This is a genomic window from Actinomycetospora sp. ABD4_176 (assembly GCF_056311855.1).
Genome location: NZ_CM149974.1, coordinates 3,605,314 through 3,625,277, shown reverse-complemented (window position 1 = coordinate 3,625,277; position 19,964 = coordinate 3,605,314). Strand labels below are relative to the sequence as shown.

Genomic DNA, 19,964 nt, shown 5'->3' with positions numbered 1-19,964 from the left:
GGTTGGTCTTGGTCCTCGGTGCGGGAATCGTGCTCGCGGTGTTCGCGCAGCCGGTGGCAACGGGTCTAGTCACCGTCGCAGGTGGGCTCGTCGCAGGTGGAGCCACTGTAGCTCGGACGGTCAGACAGCGCGGCCGTTGGCGGCCATAGCCGAGGCGAGGGGTGTCGCTCTGGCCATCCGTTCGTGGGATGGCCCCCGGCCGGAAGTCGGACTCGTCCGCCGTGCCGCAAGCTCTGCGCGCAGTTCACACGGCTGCGGGGGCACAACCGGCCATACCGACCATGCCCCCGGCCAACGGCGAGCTCTTGCAACGCTCAGCGATACCTCGGCCCGTGGCGACCCTCGCCCTCGTCCGTGCTCGGAATGATCCGGCCCATGGGCCCGGACCTATTGAGCGTGTCCTCGTGCTCCTTCTGCTGCTCCGTGGGAGTGAGGGGGCGCTCGTAAATCGTGCCCTCGCGCGGGAGCTTCTCCTTCGTCTCTCGCTCCTCCTGCTGACGAGCCATTGCGGCTGCCTGCTGCTGTGCCTGCTGCTGTGCCTGCATGCGTGCGGCATTCAGCTGGCCCTGATAGTCGCCGGCGTGAGACGACGTGTGGCGATACATGCGTCCTCCAGGTCGTTCGGGGCGCTCCCGGGTAGTGCGATCGTCGGAACATGCTTGCTTCGGAACCCAATCATTGTTGCGTTGGGTGAACATGCCAATGGGCCATTCGGTGAGTAGATGTTCCTTCCGGGAAGCAACGATCGCTCTTCGTCAAAGCGGTGACGGTCTCGTAGCGGCCTGCTCGTGGGCCGCGCGGGCCGTGCCGGAGCGCGCGATGAGCTGCTGACGGCTGAGACCGACGACCGGGACGCGGCCGTGCGCCAGGGCGAGGGACTGACCGCCGGAGATTGCCGTTTGGGTGTGCGAGCACAGGCACAATCGGCTGGATAGGACGTTCCTCCGAGGGACTCCAACTGGGTCACAACTGAGTGGGCAGACGACGGCAGGCGAGTGCGGTGCGCCGACGAGCCGCGTGAGCGGTGCTAGTTGATAGGCCGCACGAGAAGGCCATAGGGCTTGTTCGGTGTCTTCCGGCGCGAGGTGGGTTACGAAACGTGCCGCAGGTGTCTAGTATGCCCGAATCATCAGTGGCAAGGTTCTCGACAGAGAGAGTCGGTAGCTTGGAAGCCTTCTGGGGGGCGGTTGGCGCAATAGCTAGCGTCGCTGCTGCGATACTCGCTTATCTTCAGTACCGCCAGGGCCGCACTAGCGTCGGCCGCTCGGGGCGTGCAGCAGGCAGTGGGCGCAGTCTCGGACTTGCGGTCCTCGTCGGCGTCGGAGCGCTTGCGCTTCTGTTGGCCTTCTCGGAGAGCGGAGAAGAGGTCCCCCCAGGCTCCGCGGGACCCACGACTACCAGCACGATCCCTCCCTCCACCGGCACAGCCTCGCCCACTAGTACCGCACTCCGAGACACTGAGGAGCCATCTTGGACGGGTCAGTTGCGGATGGGTGGTTACGACTTTGAATCCAACCCACCCCAGCCGCAAGACCTGGCCCGTTCGTCCATCATTTACCGCAGTGAAGGCCAGAGGCAACAGCCAGCTTTCTACGCTGTCAGAACTGACCGGGTGGCCATTTGGACCGCGCAGCGAGACCCGACCTACGCCGACTGTGCTCAGCAACTAAGTACGCAAGCGTTGACCTCATACAACGAGAGACAGGACATCCTTTACGAAGAGGGCATGGGGTTGTGCCTCCTCATTGAGGACCGCGCAGTTGTATTTGTCAGAGGCCTTAGTCCCGCGACCGGACTTGAAGCCATCCAGGTAGAAGCCAAGCGATGGAACGCGTCCTAGATGCTCGACAAAATGCGCACGGCCTCAACGTCGCGGGCACGGCCCGGTTGCGGGTGCCGCCTGCCGGGGCGGACGACCACGACGAGGCGGTCGGGTTGGGCAGGTCGGGGGTTCCGGGTGTGGCTCTACGAGTACCGACATGAGCGTCAGGCCGCGGCATCGACGGACCCGTACCGTGTGATCTCGGAGCTGCAACCCGAGGGAGGCTTGGTCCAGTAGTTCCAGACCACGGTCGGTCGCCGAGAGGCCAGGCCGCATGCGCTATGTTGGGCTACAACTGTTGGTCGGCGCGGGAGCTTAGATTGACGGAGTCGCTGGTCGGTACGAGCACTGAGCACCTGTATCTCTCGTTCGATCTAGGCCTCAATCCGGCCATGAGTGACTTTGCAAATCAGGTCACTATCGTGCGCGACCTATGGCGCTACGTTGTTCTAGCTCGCGCCGGATTCCCTGATACTGACCCTCGCCGAGTGGCCATGGACCGCATAAGGATTGGGAGTATTGGCGGCGACAGAAACTTCCGACGGGTCTCACGGCAGGTTCGGAACGAAGAACCAACGATAAGCCGAGCTAGCTTAGATAGTCCTCTACAGCTACTGATTTCGGCAGCCGCCACGAGTCAGCCTGTACTCATTACCTCCGCCGCAGTGGGGGGTGGGCTATGGGCACTCAATCAGCTTCTGTCAATCTGGATTCGCTGGGATGAACATGCCCTCTCTCGGAAGGAAAAGATACTCGACTTGGAGCATGCGCAGCATCTGCGCGCTCAGGAAGTCTTGAGAGCCTTTGAGGAGCAGCAGGGTTTACGGGGGAGTGGTTCGCGGCTGGCGAGTGATACTGCTGTAAATGAGCCAGTGGCGAGACGGATGAGCGAGCTTTCCTACTTGCGCTCAGCAGAGACTCTGAGTGGGGACGACCCAAGGGTCACGGGGGAGCGCCCTCTATCGGAATCTCCGCCTGCCTAGTGACTGCAGGGCGTGCGCTCTGTTACTTGCCTTATCGTGAGCTACTTGCGTTGACAGAGTTTTATTCTGTGCCAACCTCGGCGGCATGGCTGACAAGTTGACGCTGACCGTGACGGACGACGGGAATCTTCTGATCGGTCCGGGACAAGCTTTCGGAGATGAGGACGTGCCGATGATGGTCGAGGCCGCAGGAGCGGTATCTGACGTGCTGAAGAGGCACGTTGAAGCAAAATCAGACACCGTCAGGTAGTCGCAAGATTCGGCCGATAACGCGGACTCGGGCGCCGTCCGATAACCCTCGCGATGAGCGACAAACTTGGCGGACTGAGCCGTCCACGTTCTGCTGTCCGCGCTGGGTCCGTCGGATTGCGAGGGGTGCCGGTCCTACTGGCCCTCGCGGCGGCTCTGGTTCTGCCTGGGTGTTCGTCGGGGCCGCAGGTCTGCCAGGCCCTCGGCGACGGACAGGACCCGCTCTCGGCGACCCGCACGGCCTACGGCGCCGCAGGAACCTCGGAGAACGGCGCCCGGATGCTCCGCGACGGCGCTTCGACCGTGCGGGCTGAGTGCCCGGAGTACGCGGACGCGGCACGGCAGATGGAAGCCACGGCCGGCCTTCTCGGGGCGGAGGCCGAGCTGGACAAGTTGCAGACCGAGCTGCCGGACATGCCGCCCATGAGCGAGCTGGAGGGGAACTGATGACCGAGGCCGGACGGCAGGGACCGCCGCAGCAGTACGACGAGCAGGGACGGCCGATCCAGTACGTCTACGTCGAGCGTGCCCGGCCGGAGTGGAGCGGCGGTGCGATCACGTCGTTCGTTCTGTCGATCCTGTGGCTGTGGGGCCTCGGTTCGTTGATCGGCATGATCGTCGGGTTCGCGAGCATGAAGGAGTGCTCGGGGCCGAACGGGAAGCGTGGTGGGGCGCTGGCGGCGTGGGGCGCTTGTCTCGGGCTGGTCGGCGTCGGAGCGACGCTGCTCATCCTCATCACGGGCTAGCTGCACGGCCCAGGAACGGGGAGCCGGGGTAGTCGAAACGGGCTGCTCCGGCTCTCTCATGTCTGCGGTGTGGTCCCGGGTACTATTCCCTAGTCATCACGGACATACAGCCTTCCCGCAGTTCCTCTACGGACCCGAAATGGTACTCCGATTAAGGGCCGCATGTTAGAATAGTGGCGTAGCAAGCGATCGTGGTTCACGGTTGCGCGTTGCCGTTCGTCATGGCTCTATGACTCCGCTGATGTGCGTCAGTGTCTAGCCGGGTCCGGCGTGGTGTTTCACTCCACCGCGTCGGGCTCGGTTATTTTTTGTCCCTAAATGCATGCAAACAAGGGTGCCTGCCTAATCCGCTGCCAGCAGGGCACCCGCGACGATCACGGTAGCGGGATAGAGGTTCCGTCATGACTATTACGCCGGGGATGGTCCTGGGCGCTTTAGCCCGGGTCGGTGAGCACGAGACGACCAAGCGGATAGACGTCACCTGGGCCGTGCTGATGGCCGTGGTCGACGTGATGCGCGAGCGGGGCTCTGACGTTGCTGTGGCGTCCTGGTCCTACGTCGCGGCCGGGGCTCACGTGAAGCGGGACGCTGCCGGGTCGGCCCTGCACCGGCTCACCGGGTGGGGCGTGCTGGTCCCGGCCGAGGGGACCTCCGAGGCGGAACGGCAGCGCGCGGCCGTCAACGTCCGGCTCTCCGAGCACGAGCGTCTGCCGAGCAATACGGGCGCATACCGGCTGGCACCTACTGAAAGTCCGACACAATACGGCGCCCTGCCGGGGGTTACTGAAACTCCGACACAATACGGGGTTCCCCCCGGGGGTACTGAAACTCCGACACAATACGGGACTACTGAAACTCCGACGGGTCGTGATGATCTGTCGGGGGCCTCTGACCTGGGCGGAACTGAAAGTCCGACACAAGGCAGTGAGCCGTCTTTTAGTTACCTGGGTTGGTTGAGTTACGCACTCGCGCGAGGCGGGGTCGAGGAGTGGCTAGACATGGTGAAGCCCCGGAGTGCTATGTGGTCGGCCGACGGGCTCGGGCCGCGTGCTGAGCGTGCCTACGCCGTTCTGGCCGCTGCCCCCGGCCCGGTGGTCAAGAAGGCCGTTGGGTCGGTGCTCGGGACCGGCCGGGACAAGACGGCGGCCGTCCTGCGGGACCTGGAGCGTCACGGCCTGGCCGAGCGGAACGATGCCGGGCACTGGAGCCCCGGCCTCGTCCGTCCTGAGGACCACGACCCCGGCACGTGCTCCGGCTGTTCCGGTAGCGACCGGAAGTCACGTCCGGCCCCGGCCTCGGTGAGTGGCTTGGAGCCACGGACCCCGGAACCGGCCTCGGACGTTGCGGTCGCTAACAGGCCGGCGCCCCCGGCCCCGGCCGTCCGGGTGGCCCTCGGTGAGCCTGAGCCGGGCTGCCCGGTCTGCTCTCGCCCGGCCCCGGCGGGCGTGTGTGAGCGCTGCGGTGTGGACCTCCGGCCCGATGACACCCCGGCCCGTCCTCGGTGCCCGCTGTGTGGCTCTGAGAGCCCCGGAGCGTGCTCCCGGACCTACTACCGGACCGACGGGACGCCGCTGTGCTCTCTGCCGGACTCCGGCGTCGTGTGGTTCGTGGCGGGCTACGCGTCGACTCCCCGGGCTGTCCGGGTGGACCTGCGGACCGGTAACGGGGTGGGGAGCCACCTCCGGCCGTCGGACGACGGCTACCCGCACGCTGCGGGGTTGGCGGCGAAGCACCGGGCCTGACTGGAGGGATTCCTCCGGGCGTAGCGGTGCACTTGTTTACCGCTAGCGGCCGCACTCGAGGACGGACCGGCTGAGAGCCGCTGAACCTAGATCCATTTCTCGTCTCGGGGCGGAGGACACCGGCGACCCGGTGTGAGGCCCGGGGGATTTAACTCAGCTCCATTGTGGAGCTAATCCGTGGCGGCTGCGGCTGCCCTAGTGACGGAGGAAGTATGTTCGAGGAGATTAACCACGATGCGGCGATGACCCACGCGGTCACTGCTGCCCAGGCGGAACACAAGGGAATCGTGACCAGCCGGAGCCGGGTCCACGTGTGGCACCGGCGCGATTACGTCCGGCCGATTAAGTACACCGAGGACTCCTTCCGCTCTCCGATGTTCGACCCGCTGACACTGCGCACGCTGGAGAATAAGGCGAACCGGGACAAGCGGTCCGGGAAGCGTGGTCCTCGTGCTGCCTGAGGCTGACGCCCCGGCCCTAATGACCGGGCTGGAGTACGCCCAGGCGGCGAACGTGTCCCCGGCCGTGGTGCGGGCTGCGATTGACGACAGCGACCTCCGGATCGCCGGGTACCGGTCGGACGACTCCGGCCCGCTGCGCCCGGCGTACGACGCTCGCGAGCTCGCGGCCGTCGTCGGGTGTCCCGTTGTCTAGCGACAGCGCAACCGACCGTCCTCGGAAGCGCCGGGGGCCGTCGGGGGAGTTTCTGGCCGGGCTGCGGTGCGGCCGGATGACCGGCCCGTCGGCCCTCTCGTGGTCGCACGGCTGGCTTGGTGGCGGAGCCGGTGGTGACTGCGCTCAGGACGTGCACACCGGCGTCTCGCCGTTCGTGGCGCCTCTGCCGAGCGGCTACGGGTATCGGCATTACGACCGGCCACCCCGGAATCGTGAGGAGTAGAGAATGGCTGAGTTTTGCATGTGCCACCGGCTCGGGGTGACCGGGCAGTGTGGGCACGAGAGAGAAGCGCACATCATCCCGCGCGAGGAAGTGCGCCGGAGGAACTACCCGGAGCACTACGCCCAGGTCCCGATCGAGGACCGCGAGCCAGACGCGTTCGACCGATAGAGATACCTGGGGCTGGAGGGTCGGTGTTCACCTCACTGGCCGGGCCCGCGTGTTCTGTTGCGGGCCGAGCGCGCTGATCCTCCGCGCTCCCCTCCGGCCCCTTTCCTCTCTACCGGCTGGACGCTGCCCGCTGCCGTGTGGGCGTGGACGAAAGAGCCTAAGCGGGGCCGAACCGCAAACGACGAAAACTCGTCGTTTTACACCATCGACGGGTTCGCTCGTCTTGGTTACCGAGGTCTAGGCACAAAGGACTCCGTCCGAAAGTACCGGGCTATCTGGCAGGCCGCGATGGACTCCGGCCACGCGTGCGCGGTAGAGCCACTATCGAGAATGATTGACGCAAGTATCAGAGGAGAATGGATAAGTGAGTAACGAAGGACGACAGACCGTCGCCTACCGAACCGACGGGCACCCGCTGACCGCCGAGGACGTCCAACGTATGCGGGAGCGTCCCGCTCAGGCTGAGCCGGGAATGCCGACGTACACGGTTCCTCGGTTCGACACCGGGGACGCTTTGTTCAGCCGGTCGGACCTCCAGGCCGAGTTCCGCCGCATGTGGGGTGCTGGCTGCTCCGACCCGCAGACGGTCCACTCGTGGATCATCGCGGAGAAGCTGACCCCGGCTGAGTACGTGCCGTTTCCGGCCACGCCGGACGTGTCGGATGTGATCGACCACCGGGAGCGTATGCGGAGGGTCGCCGAGCACGAGGAACAGCGGTCGAATACTCAGCGACACCGGGAGTTGTACCGGATCGACGGTCTGCGGAAATACGTTCCTCAGGCTGCGCTTCCGAGCATGAATGACACTCCCGACGAGCGACAGCGGAAGGCGGATAAGATCAATGGACTCTGAGACCGACGCGCAGAAGATTGAGCGGCTGGAGGCAGAAAACCTCCGGCTCCGGCAGGCTGCGAACGACACCGGGCAACTGTCTCGGGACGATCTGAAGGGCATGGACCCGCGCGACATTTCGCAGGCTCACAAGGATGGACGGCTCCGCGACATTACCGAGGCGGGGAAGTAGTCCTCTCTCCACTCCTGGGGTGCTCCGAGGTAGGGGCATCCCAGGTGAGTAGGGGTCGGGCCCTCTAGGTAGGGGGCCCTCAGGGTGCTTGCACCCGTCCGGGGTGAAGGTCGCCGCCCGTATCGCATGATTGCGGGAGTACGGGACTAAGGATACGAACGGGCCCGCTGCTGTGCCCACGGCTGCATAGCGCCCGGATGATTCCTGCCCCGGCCCTACTCGGGTGCGGGTGCGGAGGGGGTAGGTACCCCCTGGCCCGGGCACGTGCTGGGCCCCTACCTCTCCGCCCCCTGCCCCTCCTGCCGTGGAGTAGGTAGGGGTGGGTGTACCCCCTGCCCACTACTGCCCCCGTGCTGGTATCCCCTGCCTGCTGTGTGCTGCTGTGCTGAGTAGTTGTGCTGAACAGATTAGTTGAGCAGAACTGCTGAGCAGAATAGTAATAAGCATGCTGGTTGTACTACCTGCTATGTGTACCCCCTGCATACTCCCCCTCCCACTTCCCCCTACCTACTAGGCCCCCCACTATGCCCACCATCCTGTGCGCCGTATCCGTTACGCCAATCATCATCGCTTTCGCTGATTGTTTCATTTCTCTTTTTCGCTTCGACTTTTCGCAGAACGATTCATTCGCGAACGTGCCTGCTGCGTGAGTCGCGGCGCTCGGTTGTTGCTGCTGTGGTCCTGGTCGTCCTCGTCTCACGCGACCGGCCCCCCGTCGGTACGGGGGGTCTTCGGGGCCGGATAACCGCTAGGACCGCCGGGGAGGCGTCTCCGAGGTCCGCCGGGTTCAGAGCCTCGCGGCAACCATCGCCGACGCCGGCTCACCTGCGTCTTTGCGCTCTGGCGACTTACAAGGTGAGGGCTAGCCGGAACGCTTCGCCCTTCGCTCAGCTTTCTCCTTCTTCTCGCGTTCCAACAGGTCTTCCTCGTACGCGGCCCGCTCATCGTCGAGGATTCCGAGCATTTCGGAAAAGTGGACTAGCCGTTCTGCTATCCACGCCGGGCGCTTCTCGCGCCCAGCCCGCGCCCTGACTATGGCGTAAATGGTTGCGGTAGCGCTCAGTCCTTCACCGAGTGCGCTCCGCCCCATGAAGGACCGCTCCTGGAGCGCGCGGACGCAGGTCTGTAGGTCCCGCCGATCCGCCTTCCGACGAAAGTCGAAGGTCACGGCGTCTAGGTCGTCTGCGAGCTGATTGAGTTCTACGCTCTCGCGGTCGTCCCTATCCGTAGACTCCGCGTGCAGTGCCTCTTGGGCTCTGCTGACCAACCGCAGAAGTCGCTGCCGTGCGTCGCGCTCCCGACTTACCCGCGCCTGCCACATAAGGGCACCGGCGCTCACCCCGGCACCGAGTAGGGCGCCAACGAAACCGATGACGCCGCCGAGCAGCGTTGCAACCTCGGGCTTCATCTCACCGATCGTCCTTCGCTGTCGACAGTGCGCGTCGGCGCACCAGGCCAGGCCCGTCCGGGCGCGCATCCGGTTCCGAGAGGCTAGTCGGCCAGCGAGCGCTGGCGGCGCCTCAACGCGGCCGTTGGCCGGGCGGAGCCGTCGACTTCTACCCGGCCGTCGTGAGCCCGCAGTGGCGCCGATCCGATCGTCCGCACGCAGTCCCCTGGGAGCTCGTGACCGGGAGCGGTGTTGTGTGCCAACAAAGGCGAGGCGAGGACTGCTCCAACAGAGTGAACTTTCTGAGGACGAACGGCGCGCGAGGCCTGACGGGTAGCTGTGGACTATTTGCCGAGGCAAGGCCCGCCCAAGGAGAGATTGCCTGCTCAGGGGCGTGATCCAGCGCATGACTGCAACGGTGGGTAGGTAGTTACGGATGATGTTGTCCTAGCCGCGCCTTCGCTGTCGGCTAGGGCGGACGATGATGTTAGGAAGCGTGGCAGTTCCACGTGAATCCACCGGCGCCTGTGTGGGGTTTGCGCAGCTCAGGGCGGTGGAACATTTCTGTGGACGTGCGACCGAGAGGCCTTATAGCACAGGGGTCCGACACTTCGGGTGCTTCTTGTTGCTTGGGTCCGGACTTGCGCCTGCGGCGTCGGACCCCACCCCCGTCATGCACACTCAGAACCGCCGGGCTCGGAGTTGCCCGGTGACCTCTGAGCGGGTTGGAGAACCGGCGTGGAAGCAGTGGCCTATGGCGGCGCTATCGGGGCTGTTCTGCTCGGGCTGAGCCGAGTCGTGTACGTAGTGATGTGCCTGCGTGGGACGCAGCCAAAGGAGCGGCCGGGCATCCTCCTGGCGATGCGAGGTGGAGTCCGGGAGGACGACGAGGATGGTCCCGGCGATCGGCGTGAGGGACGCCGCGAAGACCTAGACGTCCACGACGGTCGCGAGGCCGCATGACATCGCTGAGACTCGACCTCCGTTCAACGCCTTCGGCACAAGAGCAGTCGAGGCTTAACCCTAGCAAGCAATAACCACGACTTAGAGGGCTCCCAGTGCAGAGCAGGACGCTCCGACAGATTGCCGTGATGGTCTGCGGCAATGGCGACGAGACAACTCCTTTCGTCTACCGCAGTAGTCGGTACCTGACTGAGTTCTTCGAAGACGCCGGGCTGCATTACCGACATGACGGATCGACGCGAGACGTTTGGGTGAAGGAAGTCCTGGACGACATCATTAAACGGGAGGAGTCAGCCTCACTGCCAGGAATGCCCGATGCTTTCGTTGCTGTCCTGCGTCGACTGATGGACCGCAGCGACGCCACGACAATGAACGATGACGATGAGCGCACCCGCGCACTGCAAGCGCTCAACGCGGCGCTCACGCGGGACGGGTTCCAAGCGTTCTACGGTGAAGACTTGCAGCTTCACTTACGTCACGTGCGTACCAACACCACCTCTAGCGCACCACTCGATCCAAATAAGCCCCTGTCTCGCGAAGAGGTCCGACGCCGAAGTGAGCTGGCGTCCTATCTGGACGCATGCAGCGAGGACGAGCTGATCGAGAAAGTCTTGCTTCCGCTACTCCGCAAGCTGGGTTACAAACGAGTTTCCGTCACTGGTCACCGAGATAAGGCCCTGGAGTATGGCAAGGACCTGTGGATGAAGATTCAGTTGCCGACGCAGCATTTCCTCTACTTCGGCATCCAGGCCAAGAAGGGGAAGCTGGACGCTAGGGGAGCGCCCGACGCACGCAACCATAACGTCGCCGAGATTCATCAACAGGCACTCATGATGCTCGGGCACGAGATTTTCGATTCTGAGGTCAATAGAAGTGTCCTCGTGGATCACGCGTACATCGTAGCCGGAGGCGAGATAACCAAGGCAGCGAGGGCTTGGCTTGGTCAAAAGCTAGACGTTTCCAGGCGCAGTCAGATTATGTTTCTTGAACGCGAGGACTTACTCAACCTATTTTGCGTTTCGGATTTACCCGTGCCGACGCCGTGGAGCTAGGGCGACTAGCCGACCCCTTCCTCGGACGAGCCCTGCCGGTCGACGGTCGCGAGGATGGCGAGCGGGTCTTCTCCGTCAAGCCCGGCCGCGTGGAGCTTGTCTCGAACGTCTGCCACGTGACCGGGATACACGGCTTCAATCATGCCGAGGAGACCACGGAAATCCGTTGACCATGTTGGCTCCGTCCCGGGGTCGCGGGCGAACACGACCCGCACATCATTATCCCGGAGGAAGTCATTGCGCTCTGCCGTCGTCAGGCTCTCCCAGTACTCGCCGAACGTCTGGCCGGTCGGGACGTACTGGTACCCGGACGCCGTCTGCGGCTGAGCCTCCAGCTCACGGCGCTTGGCCGAGAGTGCGTCGACCTTCTCCATCATCGCGTTGTACGCGGGAGAGTTGGCCGGGAACCGGCCGACAGCGCTGGTGTAGGACATGAGTTCCGCGTCTATCTGCTCGATCGTCGTTCCGCTCTCCGTGCCGTGGACGTATCGCCGCTCTACGTGCGGGATGTGGCCGAGGCGATCGAAAAGCTCTCGCGTGACCTCCGCATCGAGCGTTTCGCAGATCATGTTTCCGTTGCCGCAGGACTTCCCGTGCTGCGTCGAGTTGCAGCGGTAGTGGTCCTTCCGGTCCTTGCGCACGAGTCGGTACATCCGGCCCCCGCACCGTCCGCAGTAGAGAACGCCGGTGAGTAACGCAGCCTCGGTGGCGCGGCGAGTCTGGTTCTTGGCGTGGGTGCGGCTCTCGATGGCGTCGCGGGCTGAGTAGAACACCTCCGGGGAGACAAGCGGCTCAGCCCGGACCAGCGCCTCCCCGTCCTTGAAGACGACTTGCTCAGGCCCGTACTGCTTGGCGCCGTTCCGCTTAACCGGCTTGCCGTTCTCGTCCGTGACGACCGGGCGGTAGACCGCTTGCCCGATGACGGTAGGGGACTGGATCAGGCGACGGAAGTTGGACAGCCGCCAGGGCCGTCCTCTCGGGGCCCGGCCGTTCAGCTCGTCCTGCCGGTCCTTCGGGGTCTGGACGCCCCGGGCGGTGAGGTCGGCGACGATCGCGGACGCGCGCTCTCCGTCGGCGGCTCGCTGGACCATCTCCCGGACCACCGGGGCCAGCCCGTCCTCGTCCGGGATGAGCCGCCAGTCGCCGTCAGCGTCCTTGTACGGCCGGTAGCCCGCCGGGACCGTGCCGCCCCGGAACTTCCCCTCCGCGATGTTGTACTGAGCGGCCGACGCGTTCCGGCCGCTGATGGTGTCCAGCTCCATCTCCGCGACGGTCGACATGATGTAGACGATCATTCGACCCATCGGGCTGCCGATGTCGATCGGATCGTTCGCGCAAGCGAGCGACTTGCTGTGCTCCTGTAGGTAAGACATGAGGGCGTGGATGTGCCCGGCGTTACGGCCAATGCGGTCGAGCTTCGCGGCCACCACCACGTCAAACTCAGCAAGCCGATCCCGGAGCCACGGCCCCGCGCCCGTCCGCTGGAGCGGGTCTACAGACCCGGAGACGTCCCAATCCTCGGCGACCCCGGCAACGGTCATGCCGTGCTGTTCGCAGTAGCGTTCGCAGTCTGAGAGCTGCCGCTCCGGGCTGGTCGTCGCGTCGGTCATGCGGGACAGGCGGAGCAGGATCAAGGCTCGCTGCGGCATCGGCGGGCACCCTCTCAGTAGGCGGTGTACTCCGCATCCCTGGAGGACGCCGAGGAGCTGCGACCGGTGCACCCGCACGTGGTCCGCATGGTGTCGCGGCCGCCCAACGTCGAGGGCGCCGGGCAGGTGCTGCTGCGCGACCTCGTGCGCCAGGCGCTGCGGATGCGGCCCGACCGGCTCGTGGTCGGCGAGGTCCGGGGTGGCGAGGTGGTCGAGCTGCTCGCCGCCCTGAACACGGGCCACGACGGCGGGGCCGGCACGGTCCACGCCAACGCGCCGCGCGAGGTGCCCGCACGCCTGGAGGCGCTCGCGGCGCTCGGCGGGCTGGGGCCGGCGGCGCTGCACAGCCAGCTCGCGGCGGCGGTGCAGGTGGTCCTGCAGGTCCGCCGGGGACGGGACGGCGCGCGCACGCTCGACGCGGTCGGGGTGCTGCGACGCCGTGACGGGGCGGGCGAGGTCGTCGTGGTGCCGGCGTGGACCCGCAGCGACGGCTGGGCGGTCGGCCGCGCCGACCTCGCGGCGATGCTGCGCGAGCGCGGCGTGGCGCCCCCGTGGGAGGACGCGCCCGGCCCGCCGGACCCCGCGCCGCCGGACCCCGGTCCGCCGGAGCCCGCGCCGGCGTCGGGTCGCCCGGCCCGGGCCGTGGCCGTGGCGGCCGGCGTGGCGGTGCTGCACCGGGAGCCGGCGTGAGTGCCGTGCCCGCCGCCGAGGTCGGCGCCGGCACCGCGCCGGCGCTGGGCCTCCTGGCGGCCGCGCTCGTGTGCTGGCCGGCGCCCGTGGCCGCGGTGCGGGTGGTCCGCCGGGAGCGGCGGAGCTCCCCGCGCCTCGCCCCGGCGGCCCTCCTCCGCCGGCGCGGTGTCCTGCTCGCGGTCGCGCCGGCGGCCGGGCTGGCGGTCGCGGGGCCGGGCGGCGCGCTCGCGGCCCTGGTGCTCGCCGCCACGCTCCACCGTCACCGCGCTGCGGCCCGCGCCGAGCGCGAGCGGACGGCCGCGACCGCCGGGCTCGCCGAGGCGCTGGCGTCGTTCGCCGCGGAGGTCCGTGCCGGCGCGCCCCCGGCCGCCGCGGCCACCTCGGCGGGCGCCGATGCCCACCCCACGGCGGCGCGCGTGATGACCCTGCTCGGCGCGACCGCCCACCTCGGCGGCGACGTGCCCGCGGCCCTGCGGGCGGCCCGGGCACGCGAGCCGGACGTGTCCGCGCACCTCGAGCGGCTCGCGGCCGCCTGGGCGCTCGCCGACCGTCACGGGATCGCCCTCGCCGGGCCGGCCGGCGCGGTCGCCCACGACCTGCGCAGCCGCGCGCGAATGGCGGGCGGGCTGCGGGCGCGCCTCGCGGGCCCGCGGGCCACCGCCGCCGTGCTCGCCGGCCTGCCGGTGCTGGGGGTGCTGCTCGGCGAGGGCATCGGAGCGCGCCCGTGGGCGGTGCTGACCGGCGGGCTCCTCGGACAGGCGCTGCTCGTCGTCGGGGTCGGGCTCGTGTGCGCCGGGCTGGCGTGGACCGAGCGGATCGTCGCGGGGGTGGCCCGGTGAGCGCCCTCGCCGGTGCCCTGTTGGCGCTGGCGGCGGCCCTGGTCGTCGCCCCCGGACCCGTCACCGCGCGCCACCGGACCGCCCCGCCCGCCGTGGCCCGCCGGCCTCCACGCGAGGGCCTCGCGCCGGGGCTCGCGCTGGTCGCCGCCGGACTCGCGGCGGGGGCGGGCGGTGCTGCGACCGTCGCGCTGCTCGGGGTCGTCGGCGGCGTCGCGGTCGTCGTCCTGCTGCCGCGGTGGCGGGCACACCGGGCACGCCCGCGCCCCGACCCGCTCGGGCTGGCCGGCGCGTGGGACCAGCTCGCCGCGTGCCTGCGGGCCGGGCTGCCGCTCGACCGCGCGGCCCGTGCGGTCGTGCCGGCCCTGCCCGAGGCGGTGGGCGAGGCCCTGGGTCACGTCGCCGACCTCGTGGCGCTGGGCTCCGACCCGGCCGCCGCCTGGGCGCCCGCCCTCACCGAGCCCGACACGGTGCGGCTCGCCCGCGCCGCGCGCCGCTCCTCGCGCAGCGGCGCCGCGGTCGCCGACGTCGTCGAGGCCGTCGCCGCCGACCTGCGCGCGGAGGCGGCCGACGCCGTCGAGGCCCGCGCGGAGCGGGCGGGCGTGCTCGTCACCGGGCCGCTCGGCCTGTGCTTCCTGCCGGCGTTCCTGGCCCTGGGCATCGTCCCGGTGGTCGTCGGGCTCGCCGGCCCGCTGCTGGAGCAGCGATGAGGCCGCACGCCCCGCCGGGGCGTGGGAGGAGAGGAGAACGCGATGAGCACGACCACGTTCCGGGACCGGCTGGCGCACCTGCGCGACGACGACGCCGGCATGTCCACCGCCGAGTACGCGATCGGCACGATCGCCGCCGCGGCCTTCGGCGCGCTGCTCTACACGGTGGTCACCGGCGACTCGATCATCGGCGCGCTGACCGCGATCGTGCAGCGGGCGCTGACGAGCACCTTCTGACGGGTGACGCCGGATCGGTCACCGTCGAGGCCGCGTTCGCCGTCGGCACGCTCGTCGTGGTGCTCGCGGTCGTCCTCGCGGCGATGGGCGCGGTGGTGCTGCAGCTGCGGTGTGTCGACGCGGCCACCGAGGCGGCGCGCTTCGGGGCGCGGGGCGACCTCGACGGTGCCCGCCGGGCGGCGGCGCGGCTGCTGCCCGGCGGGTCGGAGGTGACGGTCGACGTGGCGGGTGACGACGTCGTGGCGCGGGTCCGGGCGGCGCCGCTGGGCTCCGCGTTGCCGGGGGTGCGGGTCGGCGCCGGGGCGCTGGCCGGCCGCGAGCCCTCGCCGGTCGCCCCCGGCGAGGGCCCGGACCCGCTCGCCGGAGCGCCGGGCGATGGCCCGCAGGCCGGCACGGACGCCGACGCCGTCGCCGCAGGTGCCGGTGCGGGGACGGAGGGCGGCGCTCCGGCCGGCACCGCCGCGGTACCGACCGCTCCCCCGGTCACGGAGCCCCTGCCGACACCGCCCCTGTCGCGCGAGGGCGCCACCCCGGGCGGTCCGCGATGAGCGGCACGGCGGGCGGTCGGCGGGCGGACGCCGACGCCGGCTCGGCCACCGTCCTGGCGGCGGCCGCGGTCGGCGTCCTGGTCCTCCTCCTGGGCCTGGGCCTGCAGCTGGGCGCCGCGACGCTCGCGCGGCACCGGGCCGAGGCGGCTGCCGACCTCGCGGCCCTCGCCGGCGCCCGCGAGGCCGTCCGCGGGGCGGACGTGGCCTGCGCGCGAGCCGGCGATGTCGCGCAGCGCAACGACGCCCGGCTGGTCGCCTGCTCGGTCGAGGGCTGGTCGGTGGTCGTCAGCACGTCCACCCGGTGCGGTTGCCTCCCGAGCGTGTCCGGTGACGCGACCGGGCGAGCCCGCGCGGGCCCCGTCACCGCTCGTGGCACCCCGAGCGGCGGCGTCCGGTGACCCGAAGCGACCGGGGAGTAGGTGTCCCGGGACGAGCGGGGCGCCGCCCCGGGTGAGCGGCGACTCGTTCGGGCGTCGGCGCTCCCGCCAGGTGCTCGACGCGCGCTCGCCCGCTGAGCGGGGCCGACGGTCACGCTCAACGTGTGATCACGGCCGATGGGCGATGACGGGTGGCGAAGCGCCGTACGCATGCCGTTACTGGTCACAGCACACCGGGACAGAGAACCGGGTCCAGGAGGAAGCCGATGCAGTGGTGGGACAGCTATCGAGCCGTCTACGGCACGGAGCTCCGCGCGGAGGCCATGGTCCTGGCTGACCACGGGTGGGCGGTCGTCCCGGGCACGTTCCCCCAGGGCGAGTCGTGGAGCGGTTGCCCGGACGCGTCGCAGGAGGGGCCGTGCCCGGTCCTCGACGACTGGGCCCGCCGCGCGTCCACCGACTGCGAGCAGATCGCGGAGTGGTGGACCGGCCTGCCCTACTCGATCCTCCTGCCGACCGGGCTGACGTTCGACGTGCTCGAGGTGCCGGCCACCGTCGGTCGCCGTGCCGCCGCGGTGCTCCGCGCGGTCGGGGTGCCGGTGCCGATCGCCGCGACGCCGACCGGCGAGTGGCTGTTCCCGGTGGGCGCGGGCGAGCCGCTGCGCCCGGATCTCGCCGAGCGCGCGGGGATCGTCCTGCACGGGCGCGGCAGCTGGTTCGCCGCGCCGCCCTCGACCTTCCCGCAGGGTTCGGTCCACTGGCGGGTCCGCCCGTCGGCGTGCGGCTGGAACCTGCCCGACCCGTTCCGGGTGCAGGACGCGCTGGCCGAGGCCGTCGCCCAGCGCCCGGCCGTCGCCGGCGGTGGGTCGACCTACCGCCTCGCGACCGTCGCGACCGGGGTGCGCTCCTAGCGCCCCACGCGACACCTCCACAACTCCAGAGAAACGGTCCCCCTCGGGGCGACGCCGGACCAGCGAGGCCACGCCGGCCGCGCGTCCGCCGCCCCACCGGACACTCCGTACGCCGACGCGCCGGTGCACCCGTCGCGACCGGCCGCCGCTCCGGGACAGGGAGGACCTCGCGGCGGTGGGCAGCGCAGCAGTGCGCGCCCACCGCCGCCCCGAACGGCGCCGCAGGCCGGGTCGACGATCTCCCCGGCCTGCGGCGTCCCAGACCTCGCCGCGGGTCGGGCCGGAGAACCCCCGACCCGCGGCGTAGCCCACCCCCTCGCTCCCCGGTGCAGCGAACGCGCTGTTCGCTGCCTCTACGCGCGCGAAGTCCCCGCTCACGGAGCCGAGCTTGCCGGGCCCGACGACACGAACGCGCCGTTCGCTGCTTCTAGCGCTACGAACAGCGCGTTCGCTGCGCCTGGGCCCCGCCGACCACCCCGGCAGCCCCCGAGGGCTCACCCCTCCGCCAGCCGCCCCAGCACCGCGTCGAGGACGAGGATCGCGCCGGCCTTGTCGAGCGGGTCGTTGCCGTTGCCGCACTTGGGCGACTGCACGCACGACGGGCAGCCCGAGGGGCACTCGCAGTCCGAGATCGCGTCGCGGGTGGCCGCGAGCCACTCGCGCAGGGCCTCGTGCGCCCGGTCGGCGAACCCCGCGCCCCCGGGGTGCCCGTCGTGCACGAACACCGTCGGGCGGCCCGTGTCGGGGTGCAGCGCGGTGGAGACGCCGCCGATGTCCCACCGGTCGCAGGTCGCGACGAGCGGCAGCAGCCCGATCGCCGCGTGCTCGGCGGCGTGCAGCGCGCCCGGCCACCGCGAGGGCGCCAGCCCCGCGGCCAGCAGGGCCCCCTCCGAGAGCGTGTACCAGACCGCGCGGGTCGACAGCGACCGCGCGGGCATGTCCAGCGGGTTCGAGTCCAGCACCCGCCCCGAGGGGAGTTTGCGCAGGTAGCCGACCACCTGCTCGGTCACCTCGACGCTCCCGAGGCACACCTGCAGGTCGCCGTACGTCGCGCACCGCTCGGTCTCGAGGACGGCGATGTCGATCACCGTGCGCGCCTGGGTCGTCCACTCCGGGTCCTCGGCGTGCAGGTGGGCGATGCCGTCGTCGAGGTCGAGGGTGTCGACGACGTAGCTCTCGCCCTGGTGGAGGTGCACGGCGCCGGGGTGCACGGTCGCGGGCGCGGTGCCGGGGTCGACGGTGCCGAGCATCCGGCCGGTGTCCGCCTCGACGAGCACGACCTGCTCGCCGCCCGACCCGCGGATGTCGACGCCGGCGTGCGGCCGGTCGGTGGGGTGCGACCAGAACCACCCCCCGCGCCGCCGGCGCAGCAGCCCTTCGGCGACCAGGTCGTCGACGACCGCCAGCGCCGCCGCCCCGCCCAGCGCCGCCACGTCGTCGCGCGTCAACGGGATCTCCGACGCTGCGCACGCCAGGTGCGGCGCGAGCACGTACGGGTTGGTGGGGTCGAGCACGCAGCGCTCCAGCGGAGCGCCGAGCATCGCCTGCGGGTGGTGCACGAGGTAGGTGTCCAGCGGGTCGTCCCGGGCGACGAGCACGACCAGCGCGTCGTCACCCGACCGCCCGGCCCGCCCTGCCTGCTGCCAGAACGACGCCCGCGTCCCGGGGAACCCGGCCACGACCACGGCGTCGAGGCCCGCGATGTCGACGCCGAGCTCGAGGGCGTTCGTCGTGGCCACCCCGCGCAGCGACCCGGACAGCAGCGCCTGCTCCAGGGCCCGCCGCTCCTCGGGCAGGTAGCCCGCCCGGTAGGCCGCGACCTGCTCGCCCAGCGCCGGGTCCACCTCGGAGAGCACGCGCCGCGCCCCGAGCGCCGTCAGCTCCGCCCCGCGCCGCGACCGGACGAAGGCGAGCGTGCGGGCACCCTCCACCACCAGGTCGGCCAGCATCCGTGACGTCTCCGCGCCCGCCGACCGGCGCACCGGCGCCCCGTTCTCGCCGGTGATCTCCTCGAGGAGTGGCGGTTCCCACAGCGCCACCGCCCGGGCCCCGCGCGGTGAGCCGTCGTCGGTGACCTCGGACACGTCCAGGCCGGTCAGCACCGACGCCGAGACCGCGGGCTCGGACACCGTCGCCGAGGCCAGCACGAACGTCGGGTGGGCGCCGTAGCGCGCGCAGACCCGCCGCAGCCGCCGCAGCAGCAGCGCGACGTGCGAGCCGAACAGGCCGCGGTAGGTGTGGCACTCGTCGATCACGACGTAGCGCAGGCGGCGCAGGAACGTCGTCCAGCGCCCGTGCCGCGGCAGGATCCCGCGGTGGAGCATGTCGGGGTTCGAGAACACCCAGGTCGCGTGCTGGCGGACCCAGTCGCGCTCCGGGATCGGCGTGTCACCGTCGTACGCCGCCGGCCGCACCCCGTCGACGCCGAGGTCGAGCACCGTGCGGAGCTGGTCGGCACCCAGCGCCTTGGTCGGCGAGAGGTAGAGGGCGGTCGCGCGCGGGTCGGTGTGCAGGCGGGTGAGCACCGGCAGCTGGTAGGCCAGCGACTTCCCCGACGCCGTGCCGGTCGAGACGACGACGTGCCGGCCCGCCCACGCGTGCTCGGCCGCGGCGACCTGGTGGCTCCACGGCCGCTCGACACCCCGGGCCAGGAACGGCGCGCGCACGGTCCCGGGCACCCAGTCGGGCCAGCCGGTCGTCGTGCCGTCGCGGGCGGGGACGAGCTCGGCGTGCGTCAGCGGGCTCTCGCCGTCAGGGGTGCCGGCGAGCACCCGGCGCAGGAGCTGGGCGCCGCGGCTGCCGCCCCGCAGCACGTCCTGCGCCCGTCCGTCGTCCACGCACGCCGAGCCTGACACAGGCCCTTCCCTCCTGCTCTCGTTCGAGAAAGAAGCACACCTCACAGGGCACGGGGGAACTGCCGTGCGACCGGGTGACGGCTACCTCCTACACTGCGGCACCTGTCCACCACCCG

At 69.7% G+C, this 19,964-nt stretch carries 18 protein-coding genes; 14 read left to right on the top strand and 4 right to left on the bottom strand.

Annotation, left to right across the window (positions count from 1 at the left end; translation table 11 throughout):
* Positions 1-314: 314 nt before the first annotated feature.
* The gene (locus ACYX4T_RS17615) at positions 315-605 is read right to left on the bottom strand and encodes a hypothetical protein (protein WP_476010592.1); all 291 of its coding nucleotides are present in this window, start codon (positions 603-605) and stop codon (positions 315-317) included.
* A 2,285-nt stretch (positions 606-2,890) separates the two neighbouring features.
* Here ACYX4T_RS17615 and ACYX4T_RS17610 point away from each other — a divergent pair.
* From ACYX4T_RS17610 to ACYX4T_RS17585, 6 genes are all read left to right on the top strand, one after another.
* On the top strand, positions 2,891-3,055 hold the full coding sequence (locus ACYX4T_RS17610; protein WP_476010591.1) for a hypothetical protein: 165 nt from the start codon (positions 2,891-2,893) through the stop codon (positions 3,053-3,055).
* A gap of 125 nt (positions 3,056-3,180) precedes the next feature.
* Positions 3,181-3,501: a hypothetical protein gene (locus ACYX4T_RS17605; protein WP_476010590.1), complete on the top strand. Its 321-nt coding sequence runs from the start codon at positions 3,181-3,183 to the stop codon at positions 3,499-3,501.
* A complete protein-coding gene (locus ACYX4T_RS17600) occupies positions 3,501-3,800 on the top strand; it encodes a hypothetical protein (RefSeq protein ID WP_476010589.1) in 300 nt (99 codons plus the stop codon). Before ACYX4T_RS17605 ends, ACYX4T_RS17600 begins: the two co-directional genes overlap by 1 nt.
* Before the next feature lie 1,954 nt (positions 3,801-5,754).
* Entirely contained in the window at positions 5,755-6,003 is a 249-nt protein-coding gene (locus ACYX4T_RS17595) for a hypothetical protein (RefSeq protein ID WP_476010588.1), read from the top strand.
* Positions 6,004-7,080: 1,077 nt separating this feature from the next.
* Positions 7,081-7,461, top strand: coding sequence for a hypothetical protein (locus ACYX4T_RS17590; RefSeq protein ID WP_476010587.1), 381 nt, complete (start codon positions 7,081-7,083; stop codon positions 7,459-7,461).
* Positions 7,451-7,633, top strand: coding sequence for a hypothetical protein (locus ACYX4T_RS17585; protein WP_476010586.1), 183 nt, complete (start codon positions 7,451-7,453; stop codon positions 7,631-7,633). The genes ACYX4T_RS17590 and ACYX4T_RS17585 overlap by 11 nt, the downstream gene beginning before the upstream one ends.
* Before the next feature lie 862 nt (positions 7,634-8,495).
* Here the strand turns inward: ACYX4T_RS17585 and ACYX4T_RS17580 are convergent.
* Entirely contained in the window at positions 8,496-9,041 is a 546-nt protein-coding gene (locus ACYX4T_RS17580) for a hypothetical protein (RefSeq protein ID WP_476010585.1), read from the bottom strand.
* 1,037 nt (positions 9,042-10,078) lie between these two features.
* Between ACYX4T_RS17580 and ACYX4T_RS17575 the strand changes: the two genes are divergently transcribed.
* The gene (locus ACYX4T_RS17575; protein WP_476010584.1) at positions 10,079-11,035 is read left to right on the top strand and encodes a hypothetical protein; all 957 of its coding nucleotides are present in this window, start codon (positions 10,079-10,081) and stop codon (positions 11,033-11,035) included.
* A gap of 5 nt (positions 11,036-11,040) precedes the next feature.
* Here the strand turns inward: ACYX4T_RS17575 and ACYX4T_RS17570 are convergent, their stop codons facing one another.
* Positions 11,041-12,645 carry a recombinase family protein gene (locus ACYX4T_RS17570; protein WP_476010583.1) on the bottom strand — a complete coding sequence of 535 codons (1,605 nt, stop codon included), beginning with the start codon at positions 12,643-12,645 and terminating at the stop codon, positions 11,041-11,043.
* A 63-nt stretch (positions 12,646-12,708) separates the two neighbouring features.
* Between ACYX4T_RS17570 and ACYX4T_RS17565 the strand changes: the two genes are divergently transcribed.
* The 7 genes from ACYX4T_RS17565 (at position 12,709) to ACYX4T_RS17535 (ending at position 16,993) form a co-directional block, all read left to right on the top strand.
* Positions 12,709-13,374: an ATPase, T2SS/T4P/T4SS family gene (locus tag ACYX4T_RS17565; RefSeq protein WP_476010582.1), complete on the top strand. Its 666-nt coding sequence runs from the start codon at positions 12,709-12,711 to the stop codon at positions 13,372-13,374.
* Positions 13,371-14,213, top strand: a complete 843-nt coding sequence (locus ACYX4T_RS17560) for a type II secretion system F family protein (protein ID WP_476010581.1) — start codon at positions 13,371-13,373, stop codon at positions 14,211-14,213. The genes ACYX4T_RS17565 and ACYX4T_RS17560 overlap by 4 nt, the downstream gene beginning before the upstream one ends.
* Positions 14,210-14,920: a type II secretion system F family protein gene (locus ACYX4T_RS17555; protein ID WP_476010580.1), complete on the top strand. Its 711-nt coding sequence runs from the start codon at positions 14,210-14,212 to the stop codon at positions 14,918-14,920. The genes ACYX4T_RS17560 and ACYX4T_RS17555 overlap by 4 nt, the downstream gene beginning before the upstream one ends.
* Before the next feature lie 42 nt (positions 14,921-14,962).
* A complete protein-coding gene (locus tag ACYX4T_RS17550) occupies positions 14,963-15,157 on the top strand; it encodes a DUF4244 domain-containing protein (protein WP_274232874.1) in 195 nt (64 codons plus the stop codon).
* Positions 15,154-15,705, top strand: coding sequence for a TadE family type IV pilus minor pilin (locus ACYX4T_RS17545; RefSeq protein ID WP_476015299.1), 552 nt, complete (start codon positions 15,154-15,156; stop codon positions 15,703-15,705). Before ACYX4T_RS17550 ends, ACYX4T_RS17545 begins: the two co-directional genes overlap by 4 nt.
* Positions 15,702-16,103 (top strand): Rv3654c family TadE-like protein, encoded by a 402-nt coding sequence (locus ACYX4T_RS17540; protein ID WP_476010579.1) that lies wholly within the window; start codon positions 15,702-15,704, stop codon positions 16,101-16,103. The genes ACYX4T_RS17545 and ACYX4T_RS17540 overlap by 4 nt, the downstream gene beginning before the upstream one ends.
* A gap of 245 nt (positions 16,104-16,348) precedes the next feature.
* Positions 16,349-16,993 carry a bifunctional DNA primase/polymerase gene (locus tag ACYX4T_RS17535; protein ID WP_476010578.1) on the top strand — a complete coding sequence of 215 codons (645 nt, stop codon included), beginning with the start codon at positions 16,349-16,351 and terminating at the stop codon, positions 16,991-16,993.
* 494 nt (positions 16,994-17,487) lie between these two features.
* Here ACYX4T_RS17535 and ACYX4T_RS17530 read toward each other — a convergent pair whose 3' ends face one another.
* Positions 17,488-19,830 (bottom strand): DEAD/DEAH box helicase, encoded by a 2,343-nt coding sequence (locus ACYX4T_RS17530; RefSeq protein WP_476010577.1) that lies wholly within the window; start codon positions 19,828-19,830, stop codon positions 17,488-17,490.
* Positions 19,831-19,964 lie beyond the last annotated feature (134 nt).